A 26,182-nucleotide genomic window follows, 5' to 3' on the forward strand; every position below is an offset into this window, starting at 1 on the left:
CACCCGATCGCGATGGACGACGGTCTGCGTTTCGCAATCCGTGAAGGCGGCCGTACTGTTGGTGCGGGCGTTGTTGCTAAAGTTCTGAGCTAATTACTCGTTAATTAGTTTTGAATTGAAAAGGGCGCTTAGGCGCCCTTTTTGCTGCCTGATATTTGACACCTGTAATATTTATTCGCATTTTTCGCAAGCCGCGTCGGCATACAAACAGTATTGTGCTATTGTAATCATAACTATTCTCATTTACACTTTGCGCATAAATTGAACGGGAGCGATCATGTACGTTTGTTTGTGTAATGCGATAAGTGATAAAAAAATTCGTCAGGCTGTTCGCCAGTTTCATCCGCAATCTTTTCAACAATTACGAAAATTTATTCCTGTTGGAAATCAATGTGGTAAATGCATTCGCGCTGCGCGTGAAGTGATGCAAGATGAATTAACACAAATGCCAGAATTTAAAGAGATCGCCTAAGTCACACTCTTTTTTTTGACATCCCTGTAGCCCCATCTACGCTCTAAGAGTGGAAGCGGAGGGACTATAAAATGAAAGGTGATGTTAAAATCATAAGTTATCTCAATAAACTATTGGGAAATGAGCTTGTCGCGATCAACCAGTATTTTCTTCATGCCCGAATGTTTAAAAACTGGGGGCTGACTCGGCTCAATGATGTTGAGTACCATGAATCTATTGATGAGATGAAACACGCCGATAAATACATCGAGCGTATTTTGTTTTTAGAAGGGCTCCCAAATTTACAGGACTTGGGTAAGTTGGGGATTGGCGAAGACGTTGAGGAGATGCTTCAGTCAGATCTTCGACTTGAGCTGGATGGCGCAAAAGATTTACGTGAAGCCATTGCCTATGCCGATAGCGTGCATGACTATGTCAGTCGGGATATGATGATAGAGATCCTCACCGACGAAGAAGGGCATATCGACTGGCTCGAAACGGAGCTGGATCTGATTGGAAAACTGGGATTGCAAAATTACCTGCAGTCGCAAATTAAAGTCAGTGACTAAAAGCCCCGTACCAGATTTACCCCGCCAATAATAAAACCCGCAGCCGCCAGATAGGGTCCAAAAGGCAGCGGGTTTTTTAGTCCTTTTTTTCCGTGTCTTACATAATCAGCTCCCATCATGCAGCACGCTAAACAAGCCGCAAGGAAGACCAATAGTGGTAATGACTCCCACCGATGCCAGGCACCCAATGCGGCGAGGAATTTTACATCACCATAGCCTAATCCCTCATAACGCCGCACCAAGCGGTAACTCCAGTAGAGCAGCGAAAATGCGCTATAGCCTGCTATGGCTCCCCAAAGTGCGTCGGATAAAAGTGCTGGTTTACAGCACTGGTAGTAAATAAGACCGCACCAGAGCAGAGGGCAGGTCAACTTGTCGGGTAATAACCCGGTACGTAAATCCTGGGCCCAAAGTAGCCCGCATAATGAAATGTAGAAAAACAGAAAGGGGAGGTCGGCGTACATGCGCGAATCCTTTGTGGAAATAGATGCCACCTTCAAGAAATCGTGCTGACCATACAAGGCTTGATTGCTCATTCTGTTGGCTTCCTTCCGGAGAAATTACGATGAACAAAAACCTCTGCATTCAGAGCGGAATCGGGCTCGCATTACTGGTTGAGTGATTAATATCTACACGGCACTTGCGTAAGGCTGAGATTTACGTATAATGCGCGGGCTTGTCTAATATTGACAGCGGCTCGATATGAGCCACCGGTACTGCGAAAGCGATACCAGACAATGTTCCCAATCGGGGAACTCTGTAAGAACGGTTACACTCTCCCATCAATCGTAATGGGTTTGAGGAGTAACTATTTCGTCTATAAAATAATTGGAGCTCTGGTCTCATGCAGAACCAAAGAATCCGTATCCGTTTGAAAGCGTTTGATCATCGTCTGATCGATCAATCAACCGCGGAAATCGTAGAGACTGCCAAGCGCACTGGTGCGCAGGTTCGTGGTCCGATCCCGCTGCCGACCCGCAAAGAGCGCTTTACCGTTCTGATCTCTCCGCACGTTAACAAAGACGCGCGTGATCAGTACGAAATTCGCACTCACAAGCGTCTGGTTGACATCGTTGAGCCAACTGAAAAAACCGTTGATGCTCTGATGCGTCTGGACCTGGCTGCCGGTGTAGACGTGCAGATCAGCCTGGGTTAATCAGGTCATCGAGCGATTGAGAGGTTGATACAATGATTGGTTTAGTCGGTAAAAAAGTGGGTATGACCCGCATCTTCACTGAAGATGGCGTATCTATCCCAGTAACCGTTATCGAAGTTGAAGCAAACCGCGTTACTCAGATCAAAGATCTGGCTAACGATGGCTATCGCGCTGTTCAGGTTACCACTGGTGCTAAAAAAGCTAACCGTGTAACCAAGCCGGAAGCTGGTCACTTTGCTAAAGCTGGCGTAGAAGCTGGCCGCGGCCTGTGGGAGTTCCGTCTGGCAGATGGTGAAGAATACACCGTTGGTCAGAACATTAGCGTTGAACTGTTTGCTGACGTTAAAAAAGTTGACGTAACCGGTACCTCTAAAGGTAAAGGTTTCGCTGGTACCGTTAAGCGCTGGAACTTCCGTACCCAGGACGCGACTCACGGTAACTCCTTGTCTCACCGCGTTCCGGGTTCTATCGGTCAGAACCAGACTCCGGGCAAAGTGTTCAAAGGCAAGAAAATGGCAGGTCAGATGGGTAACGAGCGTGTCACCGTTCAGAGCCTTGACGTAGTACGCGTTGACGCTGAGCGCAACCTGCTGCTGGTTAAAGGTGGTGTTCCGGGTGCGACCGGTTGCGACCTGATCGTTAAACCAGCTGTGAAGGCGTAAGGGGATAGCAATGGAATTAGTATTGAAAGACGCGCAGAGCGCGCTGACTGTTTCCGAAACTACCTTCGGTCGTGATTTCAACGAAGCGCTGGTTCACCAGGTTGTTGTTGCTTATGCAGCTGGTGCTCGTCAGGGTACTCGTGCTCAGAAGACTCGTGCTGAAGTAACTGGTTCAGGCAAAAAGCCGTGGCGCCAGAAAGGTACCGGCCGTGCGCGTTCAGGTTCTATCAAGAGCCCGATCTGGCGTTCCGGTGGCGTAACCTTCGCTGCTCGCCCGCAGGACCACAGTCAAAAAGTTAACAAAAAGATGTACCGCGGCGCGCTGAAAAGCATTCTGTCCGAACTGGTACGTCAGGATCGTCTGATCGTTGTCGAATCATTCTCTGTAGAAGCGCCTAAAACTAAGCTGCTGGCACAGAAACTGAAAGACATGGCTCTGGAAGATGTGCTGATCATCACCGGTGAGCTGGACGAAAACCTGTTCCTGGCTGCGCGCAACCTGCACAAGGTTGACGTACGCGATGCAACTGGTATCGACCCGGTTAGCCTGATCGCCTTCGACAAAGTCGTAATGACTGCTGATGCTGTTAAGCAAGTTGAGGAGATGCTGGCATGATTCGTGAAGAACGTTTGCTGAAGGTGCTGCGCGCACCGCACGTTTCTGAAAAAGCGTCTGCTGCGATGGAAAAAACCAATACCATCGTTCTCAAAGTTGCTAAAGACGCGACCAAAGCAGAAATCAAAGCTGCTGTGCAGAAACTGTTTGAAGTCGAAGTCGAAGTCGTTAACACCCTGGTTGTTAAAGGGAAAGTTAAACGTCACGGACAGCGTATCGGTCGTCGTAGCGACTGGAAAAAAGCTTACGTCACCCTGAAGGAAGGCCAGAATCTGGACTTCGTCGGCGGCGCTGAGTAAGTCGGAGGAGTAATACAATGGCAGTTGTTAAATGTAAACCGACATCTCCGGGTCGTCGCCACGTTGTTAAAGTGGTCAACCCAGAGCTGCACAAGGGCAAACCTTTTGCTCCGCTGGTTGAAAAAAACAGCAAATCCGGTGGTCGTAACAACAATGGCCGTATCACCACTCGTCACATCGGTGGTGGTCACAAGCAGGCTTATCGTATCGTTGACTTCAAACGCAACAAAGACGGTATCCCGGCAATTGTTGAACGTCTTGAGTACGATCCGAACCGTTCCGCGAACATCGCGCTGGTTCTGTACAAAGACGGCGAACGTCGTTACATCCTGGCCCCTAAAGGCCTGAAAGCTGGCGACCAGGTTCAATCTGGCGTTGATGCTGCAATCAAAGCAGGTAACACCCTGCCGATGCGCAATATCCCGGTTGGTTCTACCGTTCATAACGTAGAAATGAAACCAGGTAAAGGCGGTCAGCTGGCACGTTCCGCTGGTACTTACGTTCAGATCGTTGCTCGTGATGGTGCTTATGTCACCCTGCGTCTGCGTTCTGGTGAAATGCGTAAAGTCGAAGCAGACTGCCGTGCAACTCTGGGCGAAGTTGGCAATGCTGAGCATATGCTGCGCGTTCTGGGTAAAGCAGGTGCTGCACGCTGGCGTGGTGTTCGTCCTACCGTTCGCGGTACTGCGATGAACCCAGTCGATCACCCACATGGTGGTGGTGAAGGTCGTAACTTTGGTAAGCACCCGGTAACTCCGTGGGGCGTTCAGACCAAAGGTAAGAAGACCCGCAGCAACAAGCGTACTGATAAATTCATCGTACGTCGCCGTAGCAAATAATTTTAGAGGATAAGCCATGCCACGTTCTCTCAAGAAAGGTCCTTTTATTGACCTGCACTTGCTGAAGAAGGTAGAGAAAGCGGTGGAAAGCGGAGACAAGAAGCCCCTGCGCACTTGGTCCCGTCGTTCAACGATCTTTCCTAACATGATCGGTTTGACCATCGCTGTCCATAATGGTCGTCAGCATGTTCCGGTATTTGTTTCCGACGAAATGGTCGGTCACAAACTGGGTGAATTCGCACCGACTCGTACTTATCGCGGCCATGCTGCTGATAAAAAAGCGAAGAAGAAATAAGGTAGGAGGAAGAGATGGAAACTTTAGCTCAACATCGCCATGCTCGTTCTTCTGCTCAGAAGGTTCGCCTTGTTGCAGACCTGATTCGCGGTAAGAAAGTGTCGCAGGCTCTGGATATTCTGACCTACACCAATAAGAAAGCGGCTGTACTGGTTAAGAAAGTCCTGGAATCTGCCATTGCTAACGCTGAACACAACGATGGCGCTGACATTGACGATCTGAAAGTTACGAAAATTTTCGTAGACGAAGGCCCTAGCATGAAGCGCATTATGCCGCGTGCAAAAGGTCGTGCAGATCGCATCCTGAAGCGCACCAGCCACATTACTGTGGTTGTGTCCGATCGCTGAGACTCTGGAGACTAGCAATGGGTCAGAAAGTACATCCTAATGGTATTCGCCTGGGTATTGTAAAACCATGGAACTCAACCTGGTTTGCGAACACCAAAGAATTCGCTGACAACCTGGACAGCGATTTTAAAGTACGTCAGTACCTGACTAAGGAACTGGCTAAAGCGTCTGTATCTCGTATCGTTATCGAGCGTCCGGCTAAGAGCATCCGTGTGACCATTCACACCGCTCGCCCGGGTATCGTTATCGGTAAGAAAGGCGAAGACGTAGAAAAACTGCGCAAAGTCGTAGCTGATATTGCTGGCGTTCCTGCCCAGATCAATATCGCCGAAGTGCGTAAGCCTGAACTGGACGCAAAATTAGTTGCTGACAGCATCACTTCTCAGCTGGAACGTCGTGTTATGTTCCGTCGTGCTATGAAGCGTGCTGTACAGAACGCAATGCGTCTGGGCGCTAAAGGTATTAAAGTTGAAGTTAGCGGCCGTCTGGGCGGCGCGGAAATCGCACGTACCGAATGGTACCGCGAAGGTCGCGTACCGCTGCACACTCTGCGTGCTGACATCGACTACAACACCTCTGAAGCGCACACCACTTACGGTGTAATCGGCGTTAAGGTATGGATCTTCAAAGGCGAGATCCTGGGTGGTATGGCTGCTGTTGAACAACCGGAACCGGCTGCTCAACCTAAAAAGCAGCAGCGTAAAGGCCGTAAATAAGGAGCGTCGCTGATGTTACAACCAAAGCGTACAAAATTCCGTAAAATGCACAAAGGCCGTAACCGCGGTCTGGCGCAGGGTACGGATGTTAGCTTCGGCAGCTTCGGTCTGAAAGCTGTTGGCCGTGGTCGTCTGACTGCCCGTCAGATCGAAGCAGCACGTCGTGCTATGACCCGTGCAGTTAAGCGTCAAGGTAAGATCTGGATCCGTGTATTCCCGGACAAACCGATCACTGAAAAGCCGCTGGCAGTGCGTATGGGTAAAGGTAAAGGTAACGTGGAGTATTGGGTTGCCTTGATTCAGCCGGGTAAAGTCCTGTATGAAATGGACGGTGTACCGGAAGAGCTGGCCCGTGAAGCATTCAAGCTGGCAGCAGCGAAACTGCCGATTAAAACCACCTTTGTAACTAAGACGGTGATGTAATGAAAGCAAAAGAGCTGCGTGAGAAGAGTGTTGAAGAGCTGAACACCGAGCTGCTGAATCTGCTGCGTGAGCAGTTCAACCTGCGTATGCAGGCTGCAAGTGGCCAGCTGCAACAGTCTCACCTGTTGAAGCAAGTGCGTCGTGATGTCGCACGCGTTAAGACTTTACTGACTGAGAAGGCGGGTGCGTAATGACCGATAAAATCCGTACTCTGCAAGGTCGCGTTGTTAGCGACAAAATGGAGAAATCCATTGTTGTTGCTATCGAACGTTTTGTGAAACACCCGATCTACGGTAAATTCATCAAGCGTACGACCAAACTGCACGTACATGACGAGAACAACGAATGCGGTACTGGTGACGTGGTTGAAATCCGCGAATGCCGTCCGCTGTCCAAGACTAAGTCCTGGACGCTGGTTCGCGTTGTAGAGAAAGCTATTCTGTAATAGAGTATGCATTCTCAACGAATAAACGGCTCAGCGATGAGCCGTTTATTTTTTCTACCCATATCGTTGAAGCGGTGTTATAATGCCGCGCCCCCGATATGGGGCTTTTTAACGACCTGATTTTCGGGTCTCAGTAGTAGTTGACATTAGCGGAGCACTAAAATGATCCAAGAACAGACTATGCTGAACGTCGCCGACAACTCCGGTGCACGTCGCGTAATGTGTATCAAGGTTCTGGGTGGCTCGCACCGTCGCTACGCAGGCGTAGGCGACATCATCAAGATCACCATCAAGGAAGCAATTCCGCGTGGTAAGGTCAAAAAAGGTGATGTGCTGAAGGCGGTAGTGGTGCGCACCAAGAAGGGTGTTCGTCGCCCGGACGGTTCTGTCATTCGCTTCGATGGTAATGCATGCGTTATTTTAAACAATAACAGTGAGCAACCTATCGGTACGCGTATTTTTGGGCCGGTAACTCGTGAACTTCGTAACGAGAAGTTCATGAAAATTATCTCTCTGGCACCAGAAGTACTCTAAGGAGCGAATCATGGCAGCGAAGATCCGTCGTGATGACGAAGTTATCGTGTTAACCGGTAAAGATAAAGGTAAACGCGGTAAAGTAAAAAATGTCCTGTCTTCCGGCAAGGTCATTGTTGAAGGTATCAACCTGGTTAAGAAACATCAGAAGCCGGTTCCGGCCCTGAACCAACCAGGCGGCATTGTAGAGAAAGAAGCAGCTATTCAGATCTCTAACCTTGCTATCTTCAACGCGGCAACCGGCAAGGCTGACCGTGTAGGCTTTAGATTCGAAGATGGCAAAAAAGTCCGTTTCTTCAAGTCTAACAGCGAAACTATCAAGTAATTTGGAGTAGTACGATGGCGAAACTGCATGATTACTACAAAGACGAAGTAGTCGCTAAACTCATGACTGAGTTTAACTACAATTCTGTCATGCAAGTCCCTCGGGTCGAGAAGATCACCCTGAACATGGGTGTTGGTGAAGCGATCGCTGACAAGAAACTGCTGGATAACGCAGCAGCTGATCTGACAGCAATCTCCGGTCAAAAGCCGTTGATCACCAAAGCACGCAAATCTGTTGCAGGCTTCAAAATCCGTCAGGGCTATCCGATCGGCTGTAAAGTAACTCTGCGTGGCGAACGCATGTGGGAGTTCTTTGAGCGCCTGATCACTATTGCTGTTCCACGTATCCGTGACTTCCGTGGCTTGTCCGCTAAGTCTTTCGACGGTCGTGGTAACTACAGCATGGGTGTCCGTGAGCAGATCATCTTCCCAGAAATCGACTACGATAAAGTCGACCGCGTGCGTGGTTTGGATATTACCATTACCACTACTGCGAAATCTGATGAAGAAGGCCGTGCTCTGCTGGCTGCCTTTGACTTCCCGTTCCGCAAGTAAGGTAGGGTTACTGAATGGCTAAGCAATCAATGAAAGCACGCGAAGTAAAGCGCGTAGCTTTAGCTGATAAGTACTTCGCAAAACGCGCTGAACTGAAGGCTATTATCTCTGATGTGAACGCGACCGACGAAGATCGTTGGAACGCAGTTCTGAAGCTGCAGTCTCTGCCGCGTGATTCCAGCCCGTCTCGTCAGCGTAACCGCTGCCGTCAAACAGGTCGTCCGCATGGCTATGTGGGCAAGTTCGGGTTGAGCCGTATTAAGCTTCGTGAAGCCGCTATGCGCGGTGAAGTACCGGGCTTGAAAAAGGCTAGCTGGTAATTACCAATTGAATCACGGGAGTAAAGACAGATGAGCATGCAAGATCCGATCGCGGATATGCTGACCCGTATCCGTAACGGTCAGGCCGCGAATAAAGCTGCGGTCACCATGCCTTCCTCCAAGCTGAAAGTGGCAATTGCCAACGTGCTGAAGGAAGAAGGTTTTATTGAAGATTTTAAAGTTGAAGGCGACACCAAGCCGGAACTGGAACTTACTCTTAAGTATTTCCAGGGTAAAGCTGTTGTAGAAAGCATTCAGCGTGTCAGTCGCCCAGGTCTGCGCATTTATAAGCGTAAAGACGAGCTGCCAAAAGTTATGGCTGGCATGGGTATCGCAGTTGTTTCTACCTCTAAAGGTGTTATGACTGATCGTGCAGCGCGCCAAGCTGGTCTTGGTGGCGAAATTATCTGCTACGTAGCCTAATCGGAGGAAAAAATGTCTCGTGTTGCTAAAGCACCGGTCGTTATTCCTGCCGGCGTTGATGTAAAAATCAGCGGTCAGGTTATTACGATCAAAGGTAAGAACGGCGAGCTGACTCGTACTCTCAACGATGCTGTTGAAGTTAATCATGCAGATAATGCACTGACCTTCGGTCCGCGTGATGGTTACGTAGATGGTTGGGCTCAGGCTGGTACCGCGCGTGCCCTGCTGAACTCAATGGTTGTCGGTGTTACCGAAGGCTTCACTAAGAAGCTGCAGCTGGTTGGTGTAGGTTACCGCGCAGCGGTCAAAGGGAATGTAGTAAACCTGGCTTTAGGTTTCTCTCATCCCGTTGATCATGAGCTGCCGGCAGGTATTACTGCAGAATGTCCGACCCAGACTGAAATCGTGCTGAAAGGCGCTGATAAACAGCTGATCGGTCAGGTTGCAGCAGATCTGCGCGCCTACCGTCGTCCTGAGCCATATAAAGGCAAGGGTGTTCGTTACGCCGACGAAGTCGTGCGTACCAAAGAGGCTAAGAAGAAGTAAGGTAACACTATGGATAAGAAATCTGCTCGTATCCGTCGTGCGACCCGCGCACGCCGCAAGCTCCAGGAGCTGGGTGCAACTCGCCTGGTGGTACATCGTACCCCGCGTCATATTTACGCACAGGTAATTGCACCGAACGGTTCTGAAGTTCTGGTAGCTGCTTCTACTGTAGAAAAAGCTATCGCTGAACAATTGAAGTACACCGGTAACAAAGACGCTGCTGCAGCTGTAGGTAAAGCTGTTGCTGAACGCGCTCTGGAAAAAGGCATCAAAGATGTATCCTTTGACCGTTCCGGGTTCCAATATCATGGTCGTGTCCAGGCACTGGCAGATGCTGCCCGTGAAGCTGGCCTTCAGTTCTAAGGTAGAGGTGTAAGATGGCTCACATCGAAAAACAAGCTGGCGAACTGCAGGAAAAGCTGATCGCGGTTAACCGCGTATCTAAAACCGTTAAAGGTGGTCGTATTTTCTCCTTCACAGCTCTGACTGTAGTTGGCGATGGTAACGGTCGCGTTGGTTTTGGTTACGGTAAAGCGCGTGAAGTTCCAGCAGCGATCCAGAAAGCGATGGAAAAAGCCCGTCGCAATATGATTAACGTCGCGCTGAACCACGGCACCCTGCAGCACCCGGTTAAGGGTACTCACACGGGTTCTCGTGTCTTCATGCAGCCGGCTTCCGAAGGTACCGGTATCATCGCCGGTGGTGCAATGCGCGCCGTTCTGGAAGTCGCTGGAGTTCGTAACGTTCTGGCTAAAGCGTATGGTTCCACCAACCCGATTAACGTGGTTCGTGCAACTATCGATGGTTTGGAAAATATGAAATCTCCGGAAATGGTCGCTGCCAAGCGTGGTAAATCCGTTGAAGAAATTCTGGGGAAATAAACCATGGCAAAGACTATTAAAATTACTCAAACCCGCAGTGCAATCGGTCGTCTGCCGAAACACAAGGCAACGCTGCTTGGCCTGGGTCTGCGTCGTATTGGTCACACCGTAGAACGCGAGGATACTCCTGCTGTTCGTGGTATGGTCAACGCGGTTTCCTTCATGGTTAAAGTTGAGGAGTAAGAGATGCGTTTAAATACTCTGTCTCCGGCCGAAGGCTCTAAAAAAGCGGCTCGCCGCCTGGGTCGTGGTATCGGTTCTGGCCTCGGTAAAACCGGTGGTCGTGGTCACAAAGGTCAGAAGTCTCGTTCTGGCGGTGGCGTACGTCGCGGGTTCGAAGGTGGTCAGATGCCTCTGTACCGTCGTCTGCCGAAATTCGGCTTCACTTCACGTAAATCAGCGATCACAGCCGAAGTTCGTCTGTCTGACCTGGCTAAAGTTGAAGGCGGTGTTGTAGACCTGAATACGCTGAAAGCAGCAAACATTATCGGTATCCAGATCGAGTTCGCGAAAGTGATCCTGGCTGGTGAAGTCACTACTCCGGTAACTGTTCGTGGCCTGCGTGTTACTAAAGGCGCTCGTGCTGCTATCGAAGCTGCTGGCGGTAAAATCGAGGAATAAGTAGCAGATGGCTAAACAACCGGGATTAGATTTTCAAAGTGCCAAAGGTGGCTTAGGCGAGCTGAAACGCAGACTGCTGTTTGTTATCGGCGCGCTGATTGTGTTCCGTATTGGCTCTTTCATTCCGATCCCTGGTATTGATGCCGCTGTACTTGCCAAACTGCTTGAGCAACAGCGAGGCACCATCATTGAAATGTTCAACATGTTCTCTGGTGGTGCTCTCAGCCGTGCTTCTATCTTTGCTCTGGGGATCATGCCGTATATTTCGGCGTCGATCATTATCCAGCTGCTGACGGTGGTTCATCCAACGTTGGCGGAAATTAAGAAGGAAGGGGAGTCTGGTCGTCGTAAGATCAGCCAGTACACCCGCTACGGTACTCTGGTGCTGGCGATATTCCAGTCGATCGGTATTGCTACCGGTCTGCCGAATATGCCTGGTATGCAAGGCCTGGTGATGAATCCAGGTTTTGCATTCTATTTCACCGCTGTTGTAAGTCTGGTTACAGGGACAATGTTCCTGATGTGGTTGGGTGAACAGATTACTGAACGTGGTATCGGCAACGGTATCTCAATCATTATCTTCGCCGGTATCGTCGCGGGACTCCCGCCAGCCATTGCCCATACTATCGAGCAAGCGCGTCAAGGCGACCTGCACTTCCTCGTGTTGCTGTTGGTTGCAGTATTAGTATTTGCAGTGACGTTCTTTGTTGTATTTGTTGAACGTGGTCAACGCCGCATTGTGGTAAACTACGCGAAACGTCAGCAAGGTCGTCGTGTCTATGCTGCACAGAGCACACATTTACCGCTGAAAGTGAATATGGCCGGGGTTATCCCAGCAATCTTCGCTTCCAGTATTATTCTGTTCCCGGCGACCATCGCGTCATGGTTCGGGGGCGGTACTGGTTGGAACTGGCTGACAACAATTTCGCTGTATTTGCAGCCTGGGCAACCGCTTTATGTGTTACTCTATGCGTCTGCAATCATCTTCTTCTGTTTCTTTTACACGGCGTTGGTTTTCAACCCGCGTGAAACAGCAGATAACCTGAAGAAGTCCGGTGCATTTGTACCAGGAATTCGTCCGGGAGAGCAAACGGCGAAGTATATCGATAAAGTAATGACCCGCCTGACCTTGGTTGGTGCGCTTTACATTACCTTTATCTGCCTGATCCCGGAGTTCATGCGTGATGCAATGAAAGTACCGTTCTACTTCGGTGGAACCTCACTGCTTATCGTTGTTGTCGTGATTATGGACTTTATGGCTCAAGTGCAAACTCTGATGATGTCAAGTCAGTATGAGTCTGCATTGAAGAAGGCGAATCTGAAAGGCTACGGCCGTTAACAGTCGCCCGAGAAGTTACGGAGAGTAAAAATGAAAGTTCGTGCTTCCGTCAAGAAATTATGCCGTAACTGCAAAATCGTTAAGCGTGATGGTGTCATCCGTGTGATTTGCAGTGCCGAGCCTAAGCATAAACAGCGCCAAGGCTGATTTATTCGCATATTTTTCTTGCAAAGTTGGGTTGAGCTGGCTAGATTAGCCAGCCAATCTTTTGTATGTCTGTGCGTTTCCATTTGAGTATCCTGAAAACGGGCTTTTCAGCATGGTGCGTACATATTAAATAGTAGGAGTGCATAGTGGCCCGTATAGCAGGCATTAACATTCCTGATCAGAAACATGCTGTGATCGCATTAACTTCGATCTACGGCGTCGGCAAGACCCGTTCTAAGGCCATTCTGGCTGCAGCGGGTATCGCTGAAGATGTTAAGATCAGTGAGCTGTCTGAAGAACAAATCGACACGCTGCGTGACGAAGTTGCCAAATTTGTCGTTGAAGGTGATCTGCGCCGTGAAGTTAGCATGAGCATCAAGCGCCTTATGGACCTTGGTTGCTATCGCGGTTTGCGTCATCGTCGTGGTCTCCCGGTTCGCGGTCAGCGTACCAAGACCAACGCACGTACCCGTAAGGGTCCGCGCAAACCGATCAAGAAATAATCGGGGTGATTGAATAATGGCAAAGGCACCAATTCGTGCACGTAAACGTGTAAGAAAACAAGTCTCTGACGGCGTGGCTCATATCCATGCTTCTTTTAACAACACCATCGTTACCATTACTGATCGTCAGGGTAACGCGCTGGGTTGGGCAACAGCCGGTGGTTCCGGTTTCCGTGGTTCTCGCAAATCCACTCCGTTTGCAGCTCAGGTTGCAGCAGAGCGTTGCGCTGAAGCCGTAAAAGAATACGGTATCAAGAATCTGGAAGTTATGGTCAAAGGACCGGGTCCAGGTCGCGAATCTACTGTTCGTGCTCTGAACGCCGCTGGTTTCCGCATCACTAATATTACTGATGTGACTCCGATCCCTCATAACGGTTGTCGTCCGCCGAAAAAACGTCGCGTATAACGCCTCGTTTCTAGGATTGTTGGAGAAAGAAAATGGCAAGATATTTGGGTCCTAAGCTCAAGCTGAGCCGTCGTGAGGGCACTGACTTATTCCTTAAGTCTGGCGTTCGCGCGATCGATACCAAGTGTAAAATTGAACAAGCTCCTGGCCAGCACGGTGCGCGTAAACCGCGTCTGTCTGACTATGGTGTGCAGTTGCGTGAAAAGCAAAAAGTTCGCCGTATCTACGGTGTGCTGGAGCGTCAGTTCCGTAACTACTACAAAGAAGCAGCACGTCTGAAAGGCAACACCGGTGAAAACCTGTTGGGTCTGCTGGAAGGTCGTCTGGACAACGTTGTATACCGTATGGGCTTCGGTGCCACTCGTGCAGAAGCACGTCAGCTGGTCAGCCATAAAGCAATTATGGTAAACGGTCGTGTTGTTAACATCGCTTCTTATCAGGTTAGTCCGAATGACGTTGTTAGCATTCGTGAGAAAGCGAAGAAGCAGTCTCGCGTGAAAGCCGCTCTGGAGCTGGCTGAGCAGCGTGAAAAGCCAACCTGGCTGGAAGTTGATGCTGGCAAGATGGAAGGTACGTTCAAGCGTAAGCCGGAGCGTTCTGATCTGTCTGCGGACATTAACGAACACCTGATCGTCGAGCTTTACTCCAAGTAAAGCTTAGTACCAAAGAGAGGACACAATGCAGGGTTCTGTGACAGAGTTTCTAAAACCGCGCCTGGTAGATATCGAGCAACTGAGTTCGACGCACGCCAAGGTGACCCTTGAGCCTTTAGAGCGTGGCTTTGGCCATACTTTGGGTAACGCACTGCGCCGTATTCTGCTCTCATCGATGCCGGGTTGTGCGGTGACCGAGGTTGAGATTGATGGTGTACTACATGAGTACAGCACCAAAGAAGGCGTTCAGGAAGATATCCTGGAAATCCTGCTCAACCTGAAAGGGCTGGCGGTGAGAGTTCAGGGTAAAGATGACGTTATTCTTACCTTGAATAAATCTGGCATTGGCCCTGTGACTGCAGCCGATATCACCCATGATGGTGATGTCGAAATCGTCAAGCCACAGCACGTGATCTGCCACCTGACCGATGAGAACGCATCTATTAGCATGCGTATCAAAGTTCAGCGCGGTCGTGGTTATGTGCCGGCTTCTACCCGAATTCATTCGGAAGAAGATGAGCGCCCAATCGGCCGTCTGCTGGTCGACGCCTGCTACAGCCCTGTAGAGCGTATTGCCTACAATGTTGAAGCTGCGCGTGTAGAACAGCGTACCGACCTGGACAAGCTGGTCATCGAAATGGAAACCAACGGCACAATCGATCCTGAAGAGGCGATTCGTCGTGCGGCAACCATTCTGGCAGAACAACTTGAAGCTTTCGTTGATTTACGTGATGTACGTCAGCCGGAAGTTAAAGAAGAGAAACCAGAGTTCGATCCGATCCTGCTGCGCCCTGTTGACGATCTGGAATTGACTGTCCGCTCTGCTAACTGCCTCAAAGCAGAAGCTATCCACTATATCGGTGATCTGGTACAGCGTACTGAGGTTGAGCTTCTTAAGACGCCTAACCTTGGTAAAAAATCTCTTACTGAGATTAAAGACGTGCTGGCTTCCCGTGGACTGTCTCTGGGCATGCGCCTGGAAAACTGGCCACCGGCAAGCATCGCTGACGAGTAACCGGATCACAGGTTAAGGTTTTACTGAGAAGGATAAGGTCATGCGCCATCGTAAGAGTGGTCGTCAACTGAACCGCAACAGCAGCCATCGCCAGGCTATGTTCCGCAATATGGCAGGTTCACTGGTTCGTCATGAGATCATCAAGACGACCCTGCCTAAAGCGAAAGAGCTGCGCCGCGTAGTTGAGCCGCTGATTACTCTTGCCAAGACTGATAGCGTAGCTAATCGTCGTCTGGCATTCGCCCGTACTCGTGATAACGAGATCGTGGCAAAACTGTTTAACGAGCTGGGCCCGCGTTTCGCGAGCCGCGCCGGTGGTTACACTCGCATTCTGAAGTGTGGCTTCCGTGCAGGCGACAATGCGCCGATGGCATACATCGAGCTGGTTGATCGCTCTGAATCGCAAGCAGAAGCTGCTGCAGAGTAATCTGTAGTAACGTAAAAAAACCCGCCCCGGCGGGTTTTTTTATATCCGAAGCACCCCAACCTATCTATACGAGCTGTGCTTTTTTTGTTCACCTCCTGGAGCACTGTATGTGGTTACTGGACCAGTGGGCAGAGCGCCATATTAATGACGCGCAGGCCAAAGGCGAGTTTGATGATTTACCGGGTTCCGGTGAGCCGCTTGCTCTGGATGATGATTCTCATATTCCACCGGAACTGCGAGCCGGCTACAGGTTATTAAAAAATTCGGGTTGCCTTCCTCCCGAACTTGAGCTGCGCAGAGAAGCAATTCGTCTGCTTGATATCCTTGCAGGAATTCGTAAAGATGAGGTTCAGTATGAGGAGGTAAGTCGACGTCTTTCGCTCCTTGAACTTAAACTTCGACAGGCTGGACTCAGCACCGAGTTTTTGCGTGGGGAATATGCAGAAAAACTTCTGCATCGGATTAGTGATGATTAGCGGAGGTACCATGTATCGTATTGGCGAATTAGCTAAACTGGCTGAAGTCACGCCAGATACCATCCGCTACTATGAAAAGCAGCAAATGATGGAGCATGAAGTACGCACTGAAGGTGGATTTCGACTCTATACCGAAAGCGATCTTCAACGTCTTAAATTTATTCGTTATGCCCGACAGCTTGGTTTTACTCTGGAGTCGATCCGCGAGTTACTCTCGATCCGTATCGATCCTGAGCACCATACCTGCCAGGAGTCTAAGGGAATTGTTCAGGAAAGATTAAAAGAGGTTGAAGCCCGAATTGCTGAGCTTCAGACAATGCAGCGCTCGCTACAGCGATTGAACGATGCATGCTGCGGCATGGCGCATAGCAGCGTTTACTGCTCTATTCTCGAGGCACTTGAGCAAGGCGCTAGCGGAACAAAATCAGGCTGTTGATTTATTGAACGGTCAGGTCTACACTCGCGACGTAAATTATTACACACTGGAGAGATTATGAGTCGTTATCAGCACACCAAAGGGCAGATAAAGGACAACGCCATTGAAGCACTATTGCATGACCCGCTATTCAGACAGCGGGTTGAGAAAAATAAGAAAGGAAAAGGAAGTTATCAGCGTAAAGGTAAACAAGGAAATCGGGGTAACTGGGAGGCCAGTGGCAAGAAAGTGAATCACTTTTTTACCACTGGCCTTCTTGTTTCAGTGAGTGCTTAAGAACGGTTATTTTGTTCTTTCAGCAGGTCACGTATTTCACTCAGCAACACCTCTTCTTTTGATGGGGCTGGCGGTGCTGTTGGCTCTTCAGCCTTTTTGCGATTCAGTCTGTTGATTAGCTTGATGGCCATAAAGATAGCAAAGGCAACAATAATGAAATCAAACACATTCTGAATAAACACACCGTAGTGCATCACGACCGCCGGGATATCTCCCTGCGCGTCGCGTAACGTTAAGGCAAACTGTTTAAAATCAATCCCACCAATTAACAAGCCCAGTGGTGGCATGATGATGTCGGCAACCAGTGACGAAACAATCTTACCGAATGCCGCACCAATAATGACACCCACTGCTAAATCTACAACATTCCCGCGCATCGCGAATTCGCGAAATTCTTTAATAATGCTCATTTTATTCTCCCTATGCAGCTGACGTTTATAAGTCTAACAAATGTTAAGACAATTTCCATTTATGTATTGCTGACTGGGGAATTTATTAGACCATGAAAAATAAGGGGAAATAAAAAGGGTGCTGTACTAGCACCCCCATAATTACAGAAAGAAGGGACTTGGCTGGAATAAACGTTCGACATCGGTAATAAATTTTTTATCGGTCAGGAACATAATGACGTGATCACCCTGCTCAATACGCAAGTTGTCATTAGCGATCATTACGTCATTACCCCGAACAACGGCGCCAATGATTGTTCCTGGCGGCAGCTTAATCTCGTCAATTGCACGGCCGACAACCCGGGATGTTGTTTCATCTCCGTGCGCGACAGCTTCGATGGCTTCTGCCACACCACGGCGCAACGAAGAAACGCCGACGATATCTGCTTTACGGACGTGGCTGAGCAATGCAGAGATCGTTGCTTGCTGTGGTGAAATGGCAATATCAATCACGCTGCCCTGCACCAGATCAACGTACGCCTTACGTTGAATCAGCACCATTACTTTCTTGGCGCCCATACGTTTAGCCAGCATTGCCGACATGATGTTAGCTTCGTCATCGTTAGTGACGGCAATAAACAGATCAACCTGATCAATATGCTCTTCGGCGAGCAGTTCTTGATCCGAAGCATCGCCAAAAAAGACGATCGTATTTTGTAACTTTTCAGCAAGCTCTGAAGCTCGTTGCTGATCGCGCTCGATCAACTTAACGCTGTAATCCTTTTCCAGCCGCCGAGCGAGTCCGGCACCGATATTACCGCCGCCTACAAGCATGATGCGCTTGTAGGGTTTTTCCAGGCGTTGCAGTTCGCTCATCACTGCGCGAATATGTTGTGACGCTGCAATAAAGAATACTTCGTCACCCGCTTCCACGATGGTAGAGCCTTGCGGGCGAATAGGTCTGTCATGGCGGAAAATTGCCGCAACGCGGGTATCGATATGCGGCATATGCTCGCGCATAGTCGACAGTGCGTTACCGATCAGTGGACCGCCATAATAGGCTTTAACCACTGCGAGACTGACTTTACCTTCGGCAAAATTCACCACCTGCAGGGCACCAGGATATTCAATCAGCCGGTAGATGCTGTCGATAACCAGTTGCTCTGGGGCAATGAGGTGATCGATAGGTACCGCTTCGGAGTGGAAGAGTTTATCGGCATCGCGCACATAATCCGGTGACCGAATACGTGCGATACGATTAGGCGTATTGAAGAGCGAATAAGCGACCTGACAGGCGACCATATTGGTCTCATCAGAGCTGGTCACGGCGACCAGCATATCGGCGTCGTCGGCGCCAGCTTCGCGCAGTACGCGGGGATGAGAGCCATGCCCCTGCACAACGCGGAGGTCGAACTTGTCCTGCAGGCTGCGCAAGCGTTCACCGTTGGTATCGACTACCGTGATATCGTTGTTCTCGCCGACCAGGTTTTCAGCCAACGTACCACCAACTTGCCCTGCGCCCAGAATGATAATTTTCATCAGTCGCGACCCGTTATTTCATCACTTTTTGATTAGCTTAGCGTAAAAGAAGCCATCACCTTCTTCTGCACTCGGTAAATTCTGGCGGCCTGGTTGCTCAGGTGTGCCGGTTTCGCTTAATACCGCGTTTGGCGTACGCGTCAGGAAGGCCGCAATCTGCTGCTGGTTCTCTTCAGGCAGAATAGAACAGGTTGCATAAACCAGCGTGCCACCCGGCTTCAGATGCGCCCAAGTCGCATTCAGGATCTCTGCTTGTAGTTGGGCAAGCTCGGTGATATCCCGGTCACGGCGCAGCCATTTAATATCCGGATGGCGACGAATGACCCCAGTGGCTGAGCATGGAGCATCCAGCAGAATACGATCGAACTGTTGTTCGCCACACCATTGTTGTGGAAAACGACCATCGCCCTGCTTGACGGTAGCCTTCATGCCCAAACGCTTCAGGTTGTCGTAGACGCGAGACAGACGTTTTTCGTCTACGTCGACCGCCATTACATTTGCATTCGGAGCAACCTCCAGAATATGTGTCGTCTTTCCACCTGGCGCTGCACATAAATCGAGGATCTGTTCACCGTTCTTCGGCTGCAGATAGCTCACGCATCCCTGAGCGGAAGCGTCCTGGACGGTTACCCATCCCTGCTCGAAGCCGGGCAATGCCAGAACTGACACTGGGGTTTCCAGACGCACAGCATCCGGGTAATCCGGGTGTGGGAAGCCGGTAAGACCACTTTCCGCCAGCAATGCTAGCCACGCGTCGCGCGAGTGGTGGTTACGGTTAACGCGTAGCCACATTGGCGGACGCTGGTTATTAGCCGCAAGAATGGTTTCCCACTGCTGTGGATAAGCATTCTTAATGCGTTTTACTAACCAGGATGGGTGTAAGAAGCGCAGTTCGCTTTGTGCAAACTCGGTTAACAGTTCGTCCTGGCGGCGCTGAAACTGGCGTAGTACGCCGTTAATCAGGCCTTTCAACTGCTGGCGTTTGATCACGACCGCGCCTTCCACTGTTTCAGCTAATGCAGCATGAGGAGGGATACGGGTATGCAGTAGTTGGTAGAAACCGACCATGATCAGGTAGTGGACCGTGCGCTGTTTACCCGTCATCGGGCGTTCCATCAGCTGTTTGATCATCCACTCAAGTTGGGAGAGGGTGCGCAATACGCCGAAGCAAAGTTCCTGTAACAGCGCCTTATCTTTATCGGCAACTTTCTGCTGCATGGCAGGTAGCACATTGCTTAGCGACTGCCCCTTTTCGACAACCTGTTCGACGGCCTGCGCCGCCATACTGCGTAAATTTAGATTTTTTTTCATAACCGCAAAAATAAAAATGCCCGGAGATGCCGGGCTTTAAGAGATGAACCGTCAGAGCAGACGGTTTCCAGGAACGAACCATTCCCGGCGTGAATTCAACAGGTCCTGCGCGCTCATGGCTTTTTTACCGGCTGGCTGCAAAGAGATGAGATTCAGGATGCCATCGCCTGTCGCAATCTGAATACCCTGGCGGGTTGCTTCCAGAATCGTTCCTGGTTCGGCACCTGCAGGTTTATCAATCACCGTGGCCTGCCAGATTTTGACCGGCTGCTCATCAATGACGATGTAACTCATCGGCCATGGATTAAAGGCGCGAATGCAGCGCTCCAGCTGAACGGCACTAAGCGTCCAGTCCATGCGGGCTTCTTCTTTACTTAGCTTCTCGGCATAGCTCACCAGCGATTCATCCTGGACTTCAGGTTTCGCGGTGCCCGTTGCCAACAGGTGCAGTGTGTGCAGCAGTCCCTGTGGGCCGAGTTCGGCTAACTTATTGTAGAGGCTGGCGCTGGTGTCTTCAGTGGTGATTGGGCAAGAGAGTTTGTGTAGCATATCGCCGGTATCCAGACCGACATCCATCTGCATGATGGTGACGCCGGTTTCGGTATCGCCAGCCCACAGTGAACGTTGGATGGGTGCCGCGCCGCGCCAGCGAGGAAGCAGGGAACCATGGACGTTGATGCATCCCAAGCGCGGCATGTCCAGCACGGCTTTTGGCAGAATAAGGCCATATGCCACTACCACCATTACATCTGCGTGCAGGTCAGCAACTAACTGCTGGTTTTCCTGAGGACGAAGAGAGACGGGCTGAAAAACCGGTAACCCTTTTTCTTCGGCCAGCACTTTTACCGGGCTGGGCATCAGCTTTTTACCACGTCCTGCTGGGCGATCCGGTTGGGTAAATACGCCGACGACGTTATGTCCAGAAGACAGCAGCGCGTCGAGATGACGCGCTGCAAAGTCAGGTGTACCCGCAAAAATAATACGTAGTGAGTCTGACACGTTGATTCTTGTCCTTAAGGTCGGGCGTTCAGGCGGTCAAGTTTTTCAACTTTCTGACGAATGCGTTGTTGTTTCAACGGCGACAGATAATCAATAAACAATTTACCGACCAGGTGATCCATTTCGTGTTGAATGCAGATCGCTAACAGGCCATCGGCTTCCAGTTCAAAGGGGTTACCCTCACGATCGAGTGCGCGAATTTTTACTTTCTCAGCGCGCGGTACTAATGCTCGCTGTTCGGGAATAGACAGGCAACCTTCTTCAATGCCGGTTTCACCGTCTTTTTCCAGTAGCTCAGGGTTGATCAACACCAGGCGCTCATCGCGATTTTCAGAGATATCAATAACAATGATGCGCTGATGAATATCAACCTGCGTTGCCGCCAGGCCAATACCTTCTTCGGCGTACATCGTCTCGAACATATCATCGACGATACGCTGAATTTCTGCATTCACTTCTTCAACCGGTTTTGCGATTTTGCGAAGACGCTCGTCCGGGATATGTAACACTTGCAAAACTGACATAGTTATCCAGAGTTGTGTTCAGGAGTTGGAAAGATTATTACCTCTATTCTAGACAAAACCCCTTCTGATTGACAGCATCAGTGACCAATCGCAAAGATTGCTATGACTGCTTGTGGCAGGGGGAAAAGGGATGACCCACACCGAAATTTGGTTACGTTTAGCACGAGTATGTGAACTTTATGGTGATGAGATGGTGCGCATTGCTCACTGGCTTATTGCTCAACCGTGTATTAACAAAACGATACTCCAATATGCAGGATTCTCTCCCCGCCAGGCCGCACGTTTTTTAAGCTATTCCGACATTGAATTGGAAAAAACGCTGCGCTGGCTGGAGTTACCGCATCACCATGTCGTTTTTGCCGATAGCGAACGTTATCCGCCGCAGCTTCGCGCCACTGAAGATTACCCGGGACTCCTCTTTATTGTTGGCGATCCCGATTGTTTACACTCTTTTCAGGTCGCTGTTGTGGGGAGCCGGCAACATTCCTGGTATGGAGAGCGCTGGGGGCGATTATTCTGTGAGAAGCTTGCCGCTTGCGGTGTGACAATCACCAGCGGGCTGGCACGGGGGATCGATGGCGTCGCGCACAACGCGGCGGTGAATATGAATAGAACCAGTATCGCCGTGCTGGGGAACGGCCTGGAAACCATTCATCCACGGCGGCACGCGCATCTTGCCGAACGTCTGATTGAGGCCGGAGGCGCGCTGGTGTCCGAGTTCCCTTTGGATATGCTTCCTCTACCGCGCAATTTTCCGCGACGAAATCGTATTATCAGTGGCTTAAGCAAAGGCGTACTGGTGATTGAGGCCGCTCAGCGTAGCGGTTCGCTGGTGACTGCGCGTTGTGCCCTGGAGCAAGGACGGGACGTTTTTGCGTTACCAGGGCCAATAGGGAACCTAGGTTGTGAGGGGCCACATTGGCTCATTAAGCAAGGAGCGACGTTGGTTACGGCTCCAGAAGATATTCTGGAGAATTTGCAATACGGTTTACATTGGGTGCCAGATGAACCTGAAAATTCAATTTATTCACCAGATCACGAAGAGGTGCCATTGCCATTTCCTGAGCTCCTGGCTAACGTAGGAGATGAGGTAACACCTGTTGACGTCGTCGCTGAACGTGCCGGCCAACCTGTGCCAGAGGTAGTGGCTCAGCTACTCGAACTGGAGTTAGCAGGATGGATCGCAGCTGTACCCGGCGGCTATGTCCGATTGAGGAGGGCATGCCATGTTCGACGTACTAATGTATTTGTTTGAGACATATATCCATAACGAAGCGGAGCTGCGTGTGGATCAGGACAAACTGGAACGGGATCTTACCGACGCTGGTTTTGATCGTGAAGACATCTACAACGCGTTACTGTGGCTGGAAAAACTGGCTGATTATCAGGATGGCCTTGCCGAACCTATGCAGCTTGCATCTGACCCTCTGTCTATTCGTATTTATACGGCGGAAGAGTGCGATCGCCTGGATGCGAGTTGTCGGGGGTTCTTATTATTCCTGGAGCAGATCCAGGTGCTAAACCTCGAAACGCGAGAAATGGTGATTGAGCGTGTACTCGCGCTGGATACAGCAGAATTCGATCTGGAAGACCTGAAGTGGGTGATCCTGATGGTTTTATTCAACATTCCCGGTTGTGAAAATGCGTATCAGCAAATGGAAGAATTACTCTTTGAAGTGAATGAAGGTATGCTGCATTAATCAATCTTCATTCAGCATGAGTTGTTATGGCTAAATCAGCACTGTTTGCGGTGCGTAAAAACGAGCCCTGCCCACAATGCGGGGCTGAACTGGTTATTCGCTCTGGGAAACATGGCCCGTTTCTCGGTTGTTCACAGTATCCGGAATGCGACTATGTCCGTCCGCTAAAATCCTCTGCGGACGGACATATTGTCAAAGTTCTGGAGGGTAAGTTTTGTCCTGAGTGCGGTGCTGAGCTGGTGCTGAGGCAGGGACGATTCGGTATGTTTATTGGGTGTAGCGATTACCCGGCATGTGACCATACTGAACTTATCGACAAACCAGATGAAACGGCGATTGTTTGCCCTCAATGCCGGACAGGCCAGTTGGTCCAGCGGCGTTCCCGTTATGGCAAAACTTTTTACTCCTGCGATCGCTATCCTGAGTGTCAGTTTGTCATCAACTTCAAACCTCTGGCTGGAGAGTGTCCTGAGTGTCACTATCCACTTCTCATCGAAAAGAAAACTGCACAGGGTGTGAAACACTTTTGTGCCAGTAAACAATGTGGAAAGCCGGTCTCGGCGGAATAAAAAAGTGAATAATAACCTGCCCACAGATCCCATCGCTGCTGCGATAGCGGTTCTGAAACAAGATAAAGTCATCGCTTATCCAACAGAAGCTGTTTTCGGCATCGGCTGTGACCCAGATAGCGAAACGGCTGTTACTCGTCTGTTGGAACTAAAACAACGACCAATTGATAAAGGCTTGATTTTAATTGCGGCAAATTTTGACCAACTCAAGCCGTATATTGATGACAGCATGCTCACTGATGCCCAACGTGATGCTATTTTCGCGTGCTGGCCAGGTCCCGTTACCTTTGTGTTTCCGGCAGCGATAACGACACCACGTTGGTTAACCGGCCGTTTTGATTCGCTGGCCGTGCGCGTCACGGATCATCCGCTGGTGGTTGCGTTGTGCCAGGCTTATGGTAAACCGTTAGTTTCTACCAGTGCTAATTTGAGTGGTCTACCCCCTTGCAGAACGGTAGAGGAAGTACGCGTGCAGTTTGGTATAGATTTCCCCGTTGTCGAAGGTGATACCGGGGGGCGTTTAAATCCTTCGGAAATCCGTGATGCCTTGACGGGTGAACAATTTCGACAGGGGTAATATGAAAGAAGCCTATGCTGTTTTTGGCAATCCAATCGCGCACAGCAAATCGCCTTTTATTCATCAGCAATTTGCAGAGCAACTGAATATCGATCACACCTATGGACGGGTGCTGGCGCCAATCAATAATTTTGTGAATACGCTGAACACCTTCTTTGCAGAGGGCGGTAAAGGGGCGAATATTACGGTTCCTTTTAAAGAAGAGGCATTTGCGCGGGCTGATGAATTAACAGAACGGGCATCGCTTGCCGGGGCGGTTAACACGCTTAAGCGTTTGGAAGATGGACGCTTACTTGGGGATAACACCGATGGTATTGGTTTATTAAGCGATCTTGAACGTTTAGCTTTTATTCGTCCCGGATCGCGTATTTTACTTATTGGGGCTGGTGGGGCATCCCGCGGGGTATTGCTCCCTCTTCTTTCTATGGATTGTGCAGTGGCCATCGTAAACCGTACCGCTTCGCGTGCAGAAGAACTGGCTCAGATCTTTTCCCATACCGGTAGCGTTCAGGCCGTGGGATTTGATGAGCTTGAGAATAACACCTTCGATCTCATTATTAATGCGACCTCCAGTGGGATTAGCGGGGATGTTCCGGCTATCCCTGCATCACTGATCAACGCTTCTGTTTATTGCTACGACATGTTTTATCAGAAAGGGAATACGCCGTTCTTGTCCTGGTGCGCATTACAGGGAGCAAAACATTGTGCTGATGGGTTGGGAATGTTGGTAGGGCAGGCGGCGCATGCCGTTTTACTCTGGTATGGCGTATTGCCGAAGACGGAACCCGTCATTAAACAGCTGCAACAGGAACTGTCCGTGTGAACCAGGCTATCCAGTTTCCCGATAGAGAAGAATGGAAGTCAGATATAGATGCTGTCGTTTTCCCGGCGATGGTTCAGGGTATGCAGCTAACATGCGCCATCAACGGAGAGGTATTGGCGCGTCGCTTTGGCGGCAACACGCCTGAACAGTGGATGGAAATTTTTCGGGAGCATCGCTGGGATCTGGAAGATGAAGCCGAAGCATTGATCCAGGCTCAGCAAGAAGATGCTCACGGTTGGGTTTGGTTATCCTGACTCAAATACTCGTCTTTCCATTTCACATAGTTGTTAGCTGAATACTGCAGGCCCGCTTTTTCTTCATCGCTGAGTGGGCGGATCTGTTTAACCGGGCTGCCCAGGTACAGATACCCGCTCTCCAGGCGTTTGTTTTGCGGAACCAAACTTCCCGCGCCAATCATTACGTCATCTTCTACTACGACACCGTCCAGCAGGATCGATCCCATACCGACCAAAACGCGGTTGCCAATGACGCAGCCGTGCAGCATGACTTTATGGCCCACGGTGACATCCTCACCCACGATCAGTGGATTGCCTTGCGGGTTAGATGCTGATTTATGCGTGACATGTAATACGCTACCGTCCTGAATGTTTGTGCGGGCGCCGATTTGTACGTAGTTCACGTCACCACGGATCGCGACCAGAGGCCAGATCCCAACATTATCAGCCAGACGAACATCACCAATGATGACGCTGCTGGTGTCGATCATCACGCGTTTCCCGATCTGCGGGAAAAGATCCTTATAAGGACGCAGTACATCAGACATGTTTACCTCAATAGAATAGAGCAGTAATGAAGACTTTGGTTTGATTATCGAGACTGTGCAAGCGATTTAGTTATCAAAAATCAGGCATATTGTGCAGGAATGTAGCGAAAGGGGTAAAAAACAGCCACTCAGCAAAAAAGATCTAAAAAAACACTTGTGCTAAAAAATGGGATCCCTATAATGCGCCTCCATCGACACGGCGGATGTGAATCACTTCACACAAACAGCCGGTTCGGTTGAAGAGAAAAACCTGAAAATAAACGGTTG

47 protein-coding genes are annotated in these 26,182 nt (G+C 50.0%); 40 read left to right on the forward strand and 7 right to left on the reverse strand.

Going from position 1 to position 26,182, the window contains the following annotated elements:
• From M2374_RS21945 to bfr, 3 genes are all read left to right on the forward strand, one after another.
• On the forward strand, positions 1-93 hold a 93-nt coding region (locus M2374_RS21945), incomplete at its 5' end, for a hypothetical protein (RefSeq protein WP_024043797.1).
• A 184-nt stretch (positions 94-277) separates the two neighbouring features.
• Positions 278-472: a bacterioferritin-associated ferredoxin gene (gene bfd, locus M2374_RS21950; protein ID WP_003031111.1), complete on the forward strand. Its 195-nt coding sequence runs from the start codon at positions 278-280 to the stop codon at positions 470-472.
• A gap of 71 nt (positions 473-543) precedes the next feature.
• Entirely contained in the window at positions 544-1,020 is a 477-nt protein-coding gene (gene bfr, locus M2374_RS21955; protein WP_115257340.1) for a bacterioferritin, read from the forward strand.
• Here the strand turns inward: bfr and M2374_RS21960 are convergent.
• The gene (locus M2374_RS21960; RefSeq protein ID WP_115259893.1) at positions 1,017-1,484 is read right to left on the reverse strand and encodes an A24 family peptidase; all 468 of its coding nucleotides are present in this window, start codon (positions 1,482-1,484) and stop codon (positions 1,017-1,019) included. The two genes, bfr and M2374_RS21960, sit on opposite strands and share 4 nt — an antisense overlap.
• A 380-nt stretch (positions 1,485-1,864) precedes the next feature.
• On the opposite strand from M2374_RS21960, the gene rpsJ reads away from it, so the two are divergent.
• From rpsJ to arfA, 31 genes are all read left to right on the forward strand, one after another.
• Positions 1,865-2,176, forward strand: a complete 312-nt coding sequence (gene rpsJ / locus M2374_RS21965) for a 30S ribosomal protein S10 (RefSeq protein WP_001181005.1) — start codon at positions 1,865-1,867, stop codon at positions 2,174-2,176.
• A 32-nt stretch (positions 2,177-2,208) separates the two neighbouring features.
• Positions 2,209-2,838, forward strand: coding sequence for a 50S ribosomal protein L3 (gene rplC / locus M2374_RS21970; protein ID WP_096759318.1), 630 nt, complete (start codon positions 2,209-2,211; stop codon positions 2,836-2,838).
• Between the two features lie 10 nt (positions 2,839-2,848).
• Positions 2,849-3,454, forward strand: coding sequence for a 50S ribosomal protein L4 (rplD, locus tag M2374_RS21975; protein ID WP_003031119.1), 606 nt, complete (start codon positions 2,849-2,851; stop codon positions 3,452-3,454).
• Positions 3,451-3,753, forward strand: a complete 303-nt coding sequence (gene rplW / locus M2374_RS21980) for a 50S ribosomal protein L23 (RefSeq protein ID WP_004868363.1) — start codon at positions 3,451-3,453, stop codon at positions 3,751-3,753. The genes rplD and rplW overlap by 4 nt, the downstream gene beginning before the upstream one ends.
• A 17-nt stretch (positions 3,754-3,770) precedes the next feature.
• Positions 3,771-4,592 (forward strand): 50S ribosomal protein L2, encoded by an 822-nt coding sequence (rplB, locus tag M2374_RS21985; protein ID WP_038634702.1) that lies wholly within the window; start codon positions 3,771-3,773, stop codon positions 4,590-4,592.
• Positions 4,593-4,608: 16 nt separating this feature from the next.
• Positions 4,609-4,887 carry a 30S ribosomal protein S19 gene (gene rpsS, locus M2374_RS21990; protein WP_001138115.1) on the forward strand — a complete coding sequence of 93 codons (279 nt, stop codon included), beginning with the start codon at positions 4,609-4,611 and terminating at the stop codon, positions 4,885-4,887.
• Positions 4,888-4,901: 14 nt separating this feature from the next.
• The gene (gene rplV, locus M2374_RS21995; RefSeq protein WP_000448832.1) at positions 4,902-5,234 is read left to right on the forward strand and encodes a 50S ribosomal protein L22; all 333 of its coding nucleotides are present in this window, start codon (positions 4,902-4,904) and stop codon (positions 5,232-5,234) included.
• A 17-nt stretch (positions 5,235-5,251) separates the two neighbouring features.
• A complete protein-coding gene (gene rpsC, locus M2374_RS22000; RefSeq protein WP_006817277.1) occupies positions 5,252-5,950 on the forward strand; it encodes a 30S ribosomal protein S3 in 699 nt (232 codons plus the stop codon).
• Positions 5,951-5,962: 12 nt separating this feature from the next.
• Positions 5,963-6,373: a 50S ribosomal protein L16 gene (gene rplP, locus M2374_RS22005; protein ID WP_000941212.1), complete on the forward strand. Its 411-nt coding sequence runs from the start codon at positions 5,963-5,965 to the stop codon at positions 6,371-6,373.
• A complete protein-coding gene (gene rpmC, locus M2374_RS22010; RefSeq protein ID WP_000644742.1) occupies positions 6,373-6,564 on the forward strand; it encodes a 50S ribosomal protein L29 in 192 nt (63 codons plus the stop codon). Before rplP ends, rpmC begins: the two co-directional genes overlap by 1 nt.
• Positions 6,564-6,818, forward strand: a complete 255-nt coding sequence (gene rpsQ, locus M2374_RS22015; protein ID WP_017460070.1) for a 30S ribosomal protein S17 — start codon at positions 6,564-6,566, stop codon at positions 6,816-6,818. The genes rpmC and rpsQ overlap by 1 nt, the downstream gene beginning before the upstream one ends.
• Before the next feature lie 162 nt (positions 6,819-6,980).
• Complete coding sequence (rplN, locus tag M2374_RS22020) at positions 6,981-7,352, forward strand: 50S ribosomal protein L14 (protein ID WP_000613954.1); 372 nt, start codon at positions 6,981-6,983, stop codon at positions 7,350-7,352.
• A gap of 10 nt (positions 7,353-7,362) precedes the next feature.
• Complete coding sequence (gene rplX, locus M2374_RS22025; protein WP_003031122.1) at positions 7,363-7,677, forward strand: 50S ribosomal protein L24; 315 nt, start codon at positions 7,363-7,365, stop codon at positions 7,675-7,677.
• Positions 7,678-7,691: 14 nt separating this feature from the next.
• Positions 7,692-8,231: a 50S ribosomal protein L5 gene (rplE, locus tag M2374_RS22030; protein ID WP_003031123.1), complete on the forward strand. Its 540-nt coding sequence runs from the start codon at positions 7,692-7,694 to the stop codon at positions 8,229-8,231.
• Between the two features lie 14 nt (positions 8,232-8,245).
• The gene (gene rpsN / locus M2374_RS22035; RefSeq protein ID WP_003031125.1) at positions 8,246-8,551 is read left to right on the forward strand and encodes a 30S ribosomal protein S14; all 306 of its coding nucleotides are present in this window, start codon (positions 8,246-8,248) and stop codon (positions 8,549-8,551) included.
• Positions 8,552-8,581: 30 nt separating this feature from the next.
• Positions 8,582-8,974 carry a 30S ribosomal protein S8 gene (gene rpsH, locus M2374_RS22040; RefSeq protein WP_003031127.1) on the forward strand — a complete coding sequence of 131 codons (393 nt, stop codon included), beginning with the start codon at positions 8,582-8,584 and terminating at the stop codon, positions 8,972-8,974.
• 12 nt (positions 8,975-8,986) lie between these two features.
• Positions 8,987-9,520, forward strand: a complete 534-nt coding sequence (rplF, locus tag M2374_RS22045; protein WP_096759319.1) for a 50S ribosomal protein L6 — start codon at positions 8,987-8,989, stop codon at positions 9,518-9,520.
• 9 nt (positions 9,521-9,529) lie between these two features.
• A complete protein-coding gene (rplR, locus tag M2374_RS22050) occupies positions 9,530-9,883 on the forward strand; it encodes a 50S ribosomal protein L18 (RefSeq protein ID WP_000358960.1) in 354 nt (117 codons plus the stop codon).
• Between the two features lie 14 nt (positions 9,884-9,897).
• Positions 9,898-10,401: a 30S ribosomal protein S5 gene (gene rpsE / locus M2374_RS22055; protein WP_003031131.1), complete on the forward strand. Its 504-nt coding sequence runs from the start codon at positions 9,898-9,900 to the stop codon at positions 10,399-10,401.
• Between the two features lie 3 nt (positions 10,402-10,404).
• On the forward strand, positions 10,405-10,584 hold the full coding sequence (gene rpmD, locus M2374_RS22060) for a 50S ribosomal protein L30 (protein ID WP_001140434.1): 180 nt from the start codon (positions 10,405-10,407) through the stop codon (positions 10,582-10,584).
• Between the two features lie 3 nt (positions 10,585-10,587).
• Positions 10,588-11,022 carry a 50S ribosomal protein L15 gene (gene rplO / locus M2374_RS22065; RefSeq protein WP_096759320.1) on the forward strand — a complete coding sequence of 145 codons (435 nt, stop codon included), beginning with the start codon at positions 10,588-10,590 and terminating at the stop codon, positions 11,020-11,022.
• Positions 11,023-11,029: 7 nt separating this feature from the next.
• Positions 11,030-12,361, forward strand: a complete 1,332-nt coding sequence (gene secY / locus M2374_RS22070; protein WP_001118864.1) for a preprotein translocase subunit SecY — start codon at positions 11,030-11,032, stop codon at positions 12,359-12,361.
• 30 nt (positions 12,362-12,391) lie between these two features.
• Positions 12,392-12,508 carry a 50S ribosomal protein L36 gene (gene rpmJ / locus M2374_RS22075; RefSeq protein WP_000868187.1) on the forward strand — a complete coding sequence of 39 codons (117 nt, stop codon included), beginning with the start codon at positions 12,392-12,394 and terminating at the stop codon, positions 12,506-12,508.
• Positions 12,509-12,654: 146 nt separating this feature from the next.
• A complete protein-coding gene (gene rpsM / locus M2374_RS22080) occupies positions 12,655-13,011 on the forward strand; it encodes a 30S ribosomal protein S13 (RefSeq protein WP_003031135.1) in 357 nt (118 codons plus the stop codon).
• Between the two features lie 16 nt (positions 13,012-13,027).
• Positions 13,028-13,417 carry a 30S ribosomal protein S11 gene (gene rpsK / locus M2374_RS22085; protein ID WP_003031137.1) on the forward strand — a complete coding sequence of 130 codons (390 nt, stop codon included), beginning with the start codon at positions 13,028-13,030 and terminating at the stop codon, positions 13,415-13,417.
• A 32-nt stretch (positions 13,418-13,449) separates the two neighbouring features.
• Complete coding sequence (gene rpsD / locus M2374_RS22090) at positions 13,450-14,070, forward strand: 30S ribosomal protein S4 (protein WP_003031138.1); 621 nt, start codon at positions 13,450-13,452, stop codon at positions 14,068-14,070.
• A gap of 25 nt (positions 14,071-14,095) precedes the next feature.
• Entirely contained in the window at positions 14,096-15,085 is a 990-nt protein-coding gene (locus tag M2374_RS22095; RefSeq protein WP_096755434.1) for a DNA-directed RNA polymerase subunit alpha, read from the forward strand.
• Positions 15,086-15,125: 40 nt separating this feature from the next.
• Complete coding sequence (gene rplQ / locus M2374_RS22100) at positions 15,126-15,512, forward strand: 50S ribosomal protein L17 (protein WP_042395993.1); 387 nt, start codon at positions 15,126-15,128, stop codon at positions 15,510-15,512.
• A gap of 107 nt (positions 15,513-15,619) precedes the next feature.
• Positions 15,620-15,988, forward strand: coding sequence for a DUF1992 domain-containing protein (locus M2374_RS22105; protein WP_096755435.1), 369 nt, complete (start codon positions 15,620-15,622; stop codon positions 15,986-15,988).
• Positions 15,989-15,998: 10 nt separating this feature from the next.
• On the forward strand, positions 15,999-16,424 hold the full coding sequence (gene zntR, locus M2374_RS22110) for a Zn(2+)-responsive transcriptional regulator (RefSeq protein ID WP_045448272.1): 426 nt from the start codon (positions 15,999-16,001) through the stop codon (positions 16,422-16,424).
• A gap of 57 nt (positions 16,425-16,481) precedes the next feature.
• On the forward strand, positions 16,482-16,700 hold the full coding sequence (gene arfA / locus M2374_RS22115; RefSeq protein WP_096755436.1) for an alternative ribosome-rescue factor ArfA: 219 nt from the start codon (positions 16,482-16,484) through the stop codon (positions 16,698-16,700).
• Here arfA and mscL read toward each other — a convergent pair.
• From mscL to def, 5 genes are all read right to left on the reverse strand, one after another.
• On the reverse strand, positions 16,697-17,110 hold the full coding sequence (mscL, locus tag M2374_RS22120; protein ID WP_096755437.1) for a large-conductance mechanosensitive channel protein MscL: 414 nt from the start codon (positions 17,108-17,110) through the stop codon (positions 16,697-16,699). The genes arfA and mscL overlap by 4 nt on opposite strands.
• A 141-nt stretch (positions 17,111-17,251) precedes the next feature.
• Complete coding sequence (trkA, locus tag M2374_RS22125) at positions 17,252-18,628, reverse strand: Trk system potassium transporter TrkA (protein ID WP_096755438.1); 1,377 nt, start codon at positions 18,626-18,628, stop codon at positions 17,252-17,254.
• 21 nt (positions 18,629-18,649) lie between these two features.
• Positions 18,650-19,939: a 16S rRNA (cytosine(967)-C(5))-methyltransferase RsmB gene (gene rsmB, locus M2374_RS22130; protein ID WP_096755439.1), complete on the reverse strand. Its 1,290-nt coding sequence runs from the start codon at positions 19,937-19,939 to the stop codon at positions 18,650-18,652.
• A gap of 51 nt (positions 19,940-19,990) precedes the next feature.
• On the reverse strand, positions 19,991-20,938 hold the full coding sequence (gene fmt, locus M2374_RS22135; protein ID WP_115257341.1) for a methionyl-tRNA formyltransferase: 948 nt from the start codon (positions 20,936-20,938) through the stop codon (positions 19,991-19,993).
• 14 nt (positions 20,939-20,952) lie between these two features.
• Complete coding sequence (gene def, locus M2374_RS22140) at positions 20,953-21,462, reverse strand: peptide deformylase (RefSeq protein WP_096755441.1); 510 nt, start codon at positions 21,460-21,462, stop codon at positions 20,953-20,955.
• A gap of 130 nt (positions 21,463-21,592) precedes the next feature.
• On the opposite strand from def, the gene dprA reads away from it, so the two are divergent.
• From dprA to M2374_RS22170, 6 genes are read left to right on the forward strand one after another with little or no spacing between them, the layout of a single operon-like run.
• Complete coding sequence (dprA, locus tag M2374_RS22145; RefSeq protein ID WP_181688697.1) at positions 21,593-22,717, forward strand: DNA-protecting protein DprA; 1,125 nt, start codon at positions 21,593-21,595, stop codon at positions 22,715-22,717.
• Positions 22,689-23,162 carry a DUF494 family protein Smg gene (smg, locus tag M2374_RS22150; RefSeq protein ID WP_003031162.1) on the forward strand — a complete coding sequence of 158 codons (474 nt, stop codon included), beginning with the start codon at positions 22,689-22,691 and terminating at the stop codon, positions 23,160-23,162. The genes dprA and smg overlap by 29 nt, the downstream gene beginning before the upstream one ends.
• A 26-nt stretch (positions 23,163-23,188) precedes the next feature.
• Positions 23,189-23,731, forward strand: coding sequence for a type I DNA topoisomerase (locus M2374_RS22155; protein ID WP_096755443.1), 543 nt, complete (start codon positions 23,189-23,191; stop codon positions 23,729-23,731).
• Between the two features lie 4 nt (positions 23,732-23,735).
• Positions 23,736-24,308 carry an L-threonylcarbamoyladenylate synthase type 1 TsaC gene (tsaC, locus tag M2374_RS22160; protein WP_181688698.1) on the forward strand — a complete coding sequence of 191 codons (573 nt, stop codon included), beginning with the start codon at positions 23,736-23,738 and terminating at the stop codon, positions 24,306-24,308.
• Between the two features lies 1 nt (position 24,309).
• Positions 24,310-25,131, forward strand: a complete 822-nt coding sequence (gene aroE / locus M2374_RS22165; protein ID WP_137400167.1) for a shikimate dehydrogenase — start codon at positions 24,310-24,312, stop codon at positions 25,129-25,131.
• Positions 25,128-25,385: a DUF1488 domain-containing protein gene (locus tag M2374_RS22170; protein WP_117344022.1), complete on the forward strand. Its 258-nt coding sequence runs from the start codon at positions 25,128-25,130 to the stop codon at positions 25,383-25,385. Before aroE ends, M2374_RS22170 begins: the two co-directional genes overlap by 4 nt.
• On the opposite strand, the gene M2374_RS22175 is transcribed toward M2374_RS22170, so the two are convergent.
• Positions 25,361-25,915, reverse strand: coding sequence for a gamma carbonic anhydrase family protein (locus M2374_RS22175; RefSeq protein ID WP_115257345.1), 555 nt, complete (start codon positions 25,913-25,915; stop codon positions 25,361-25,363). The two genes, M2374_RS22170 and M2374_RS22175, sit on opposite strands and share 25 nt — an antisense overlap.
• Positions 25,916-26,182: the final 267 nt, after the last annotated feature.

Source organism: Citrobacter sp. JUb117 (genome assembly GCF_024809055.1).
Classification (GTDB): Bacteria; Pseudomonadota; Gammaproteobacteria; order Enterobacterales; family Enterobacteriaceae; genus Citrobacter; species Citrobacter gillenii.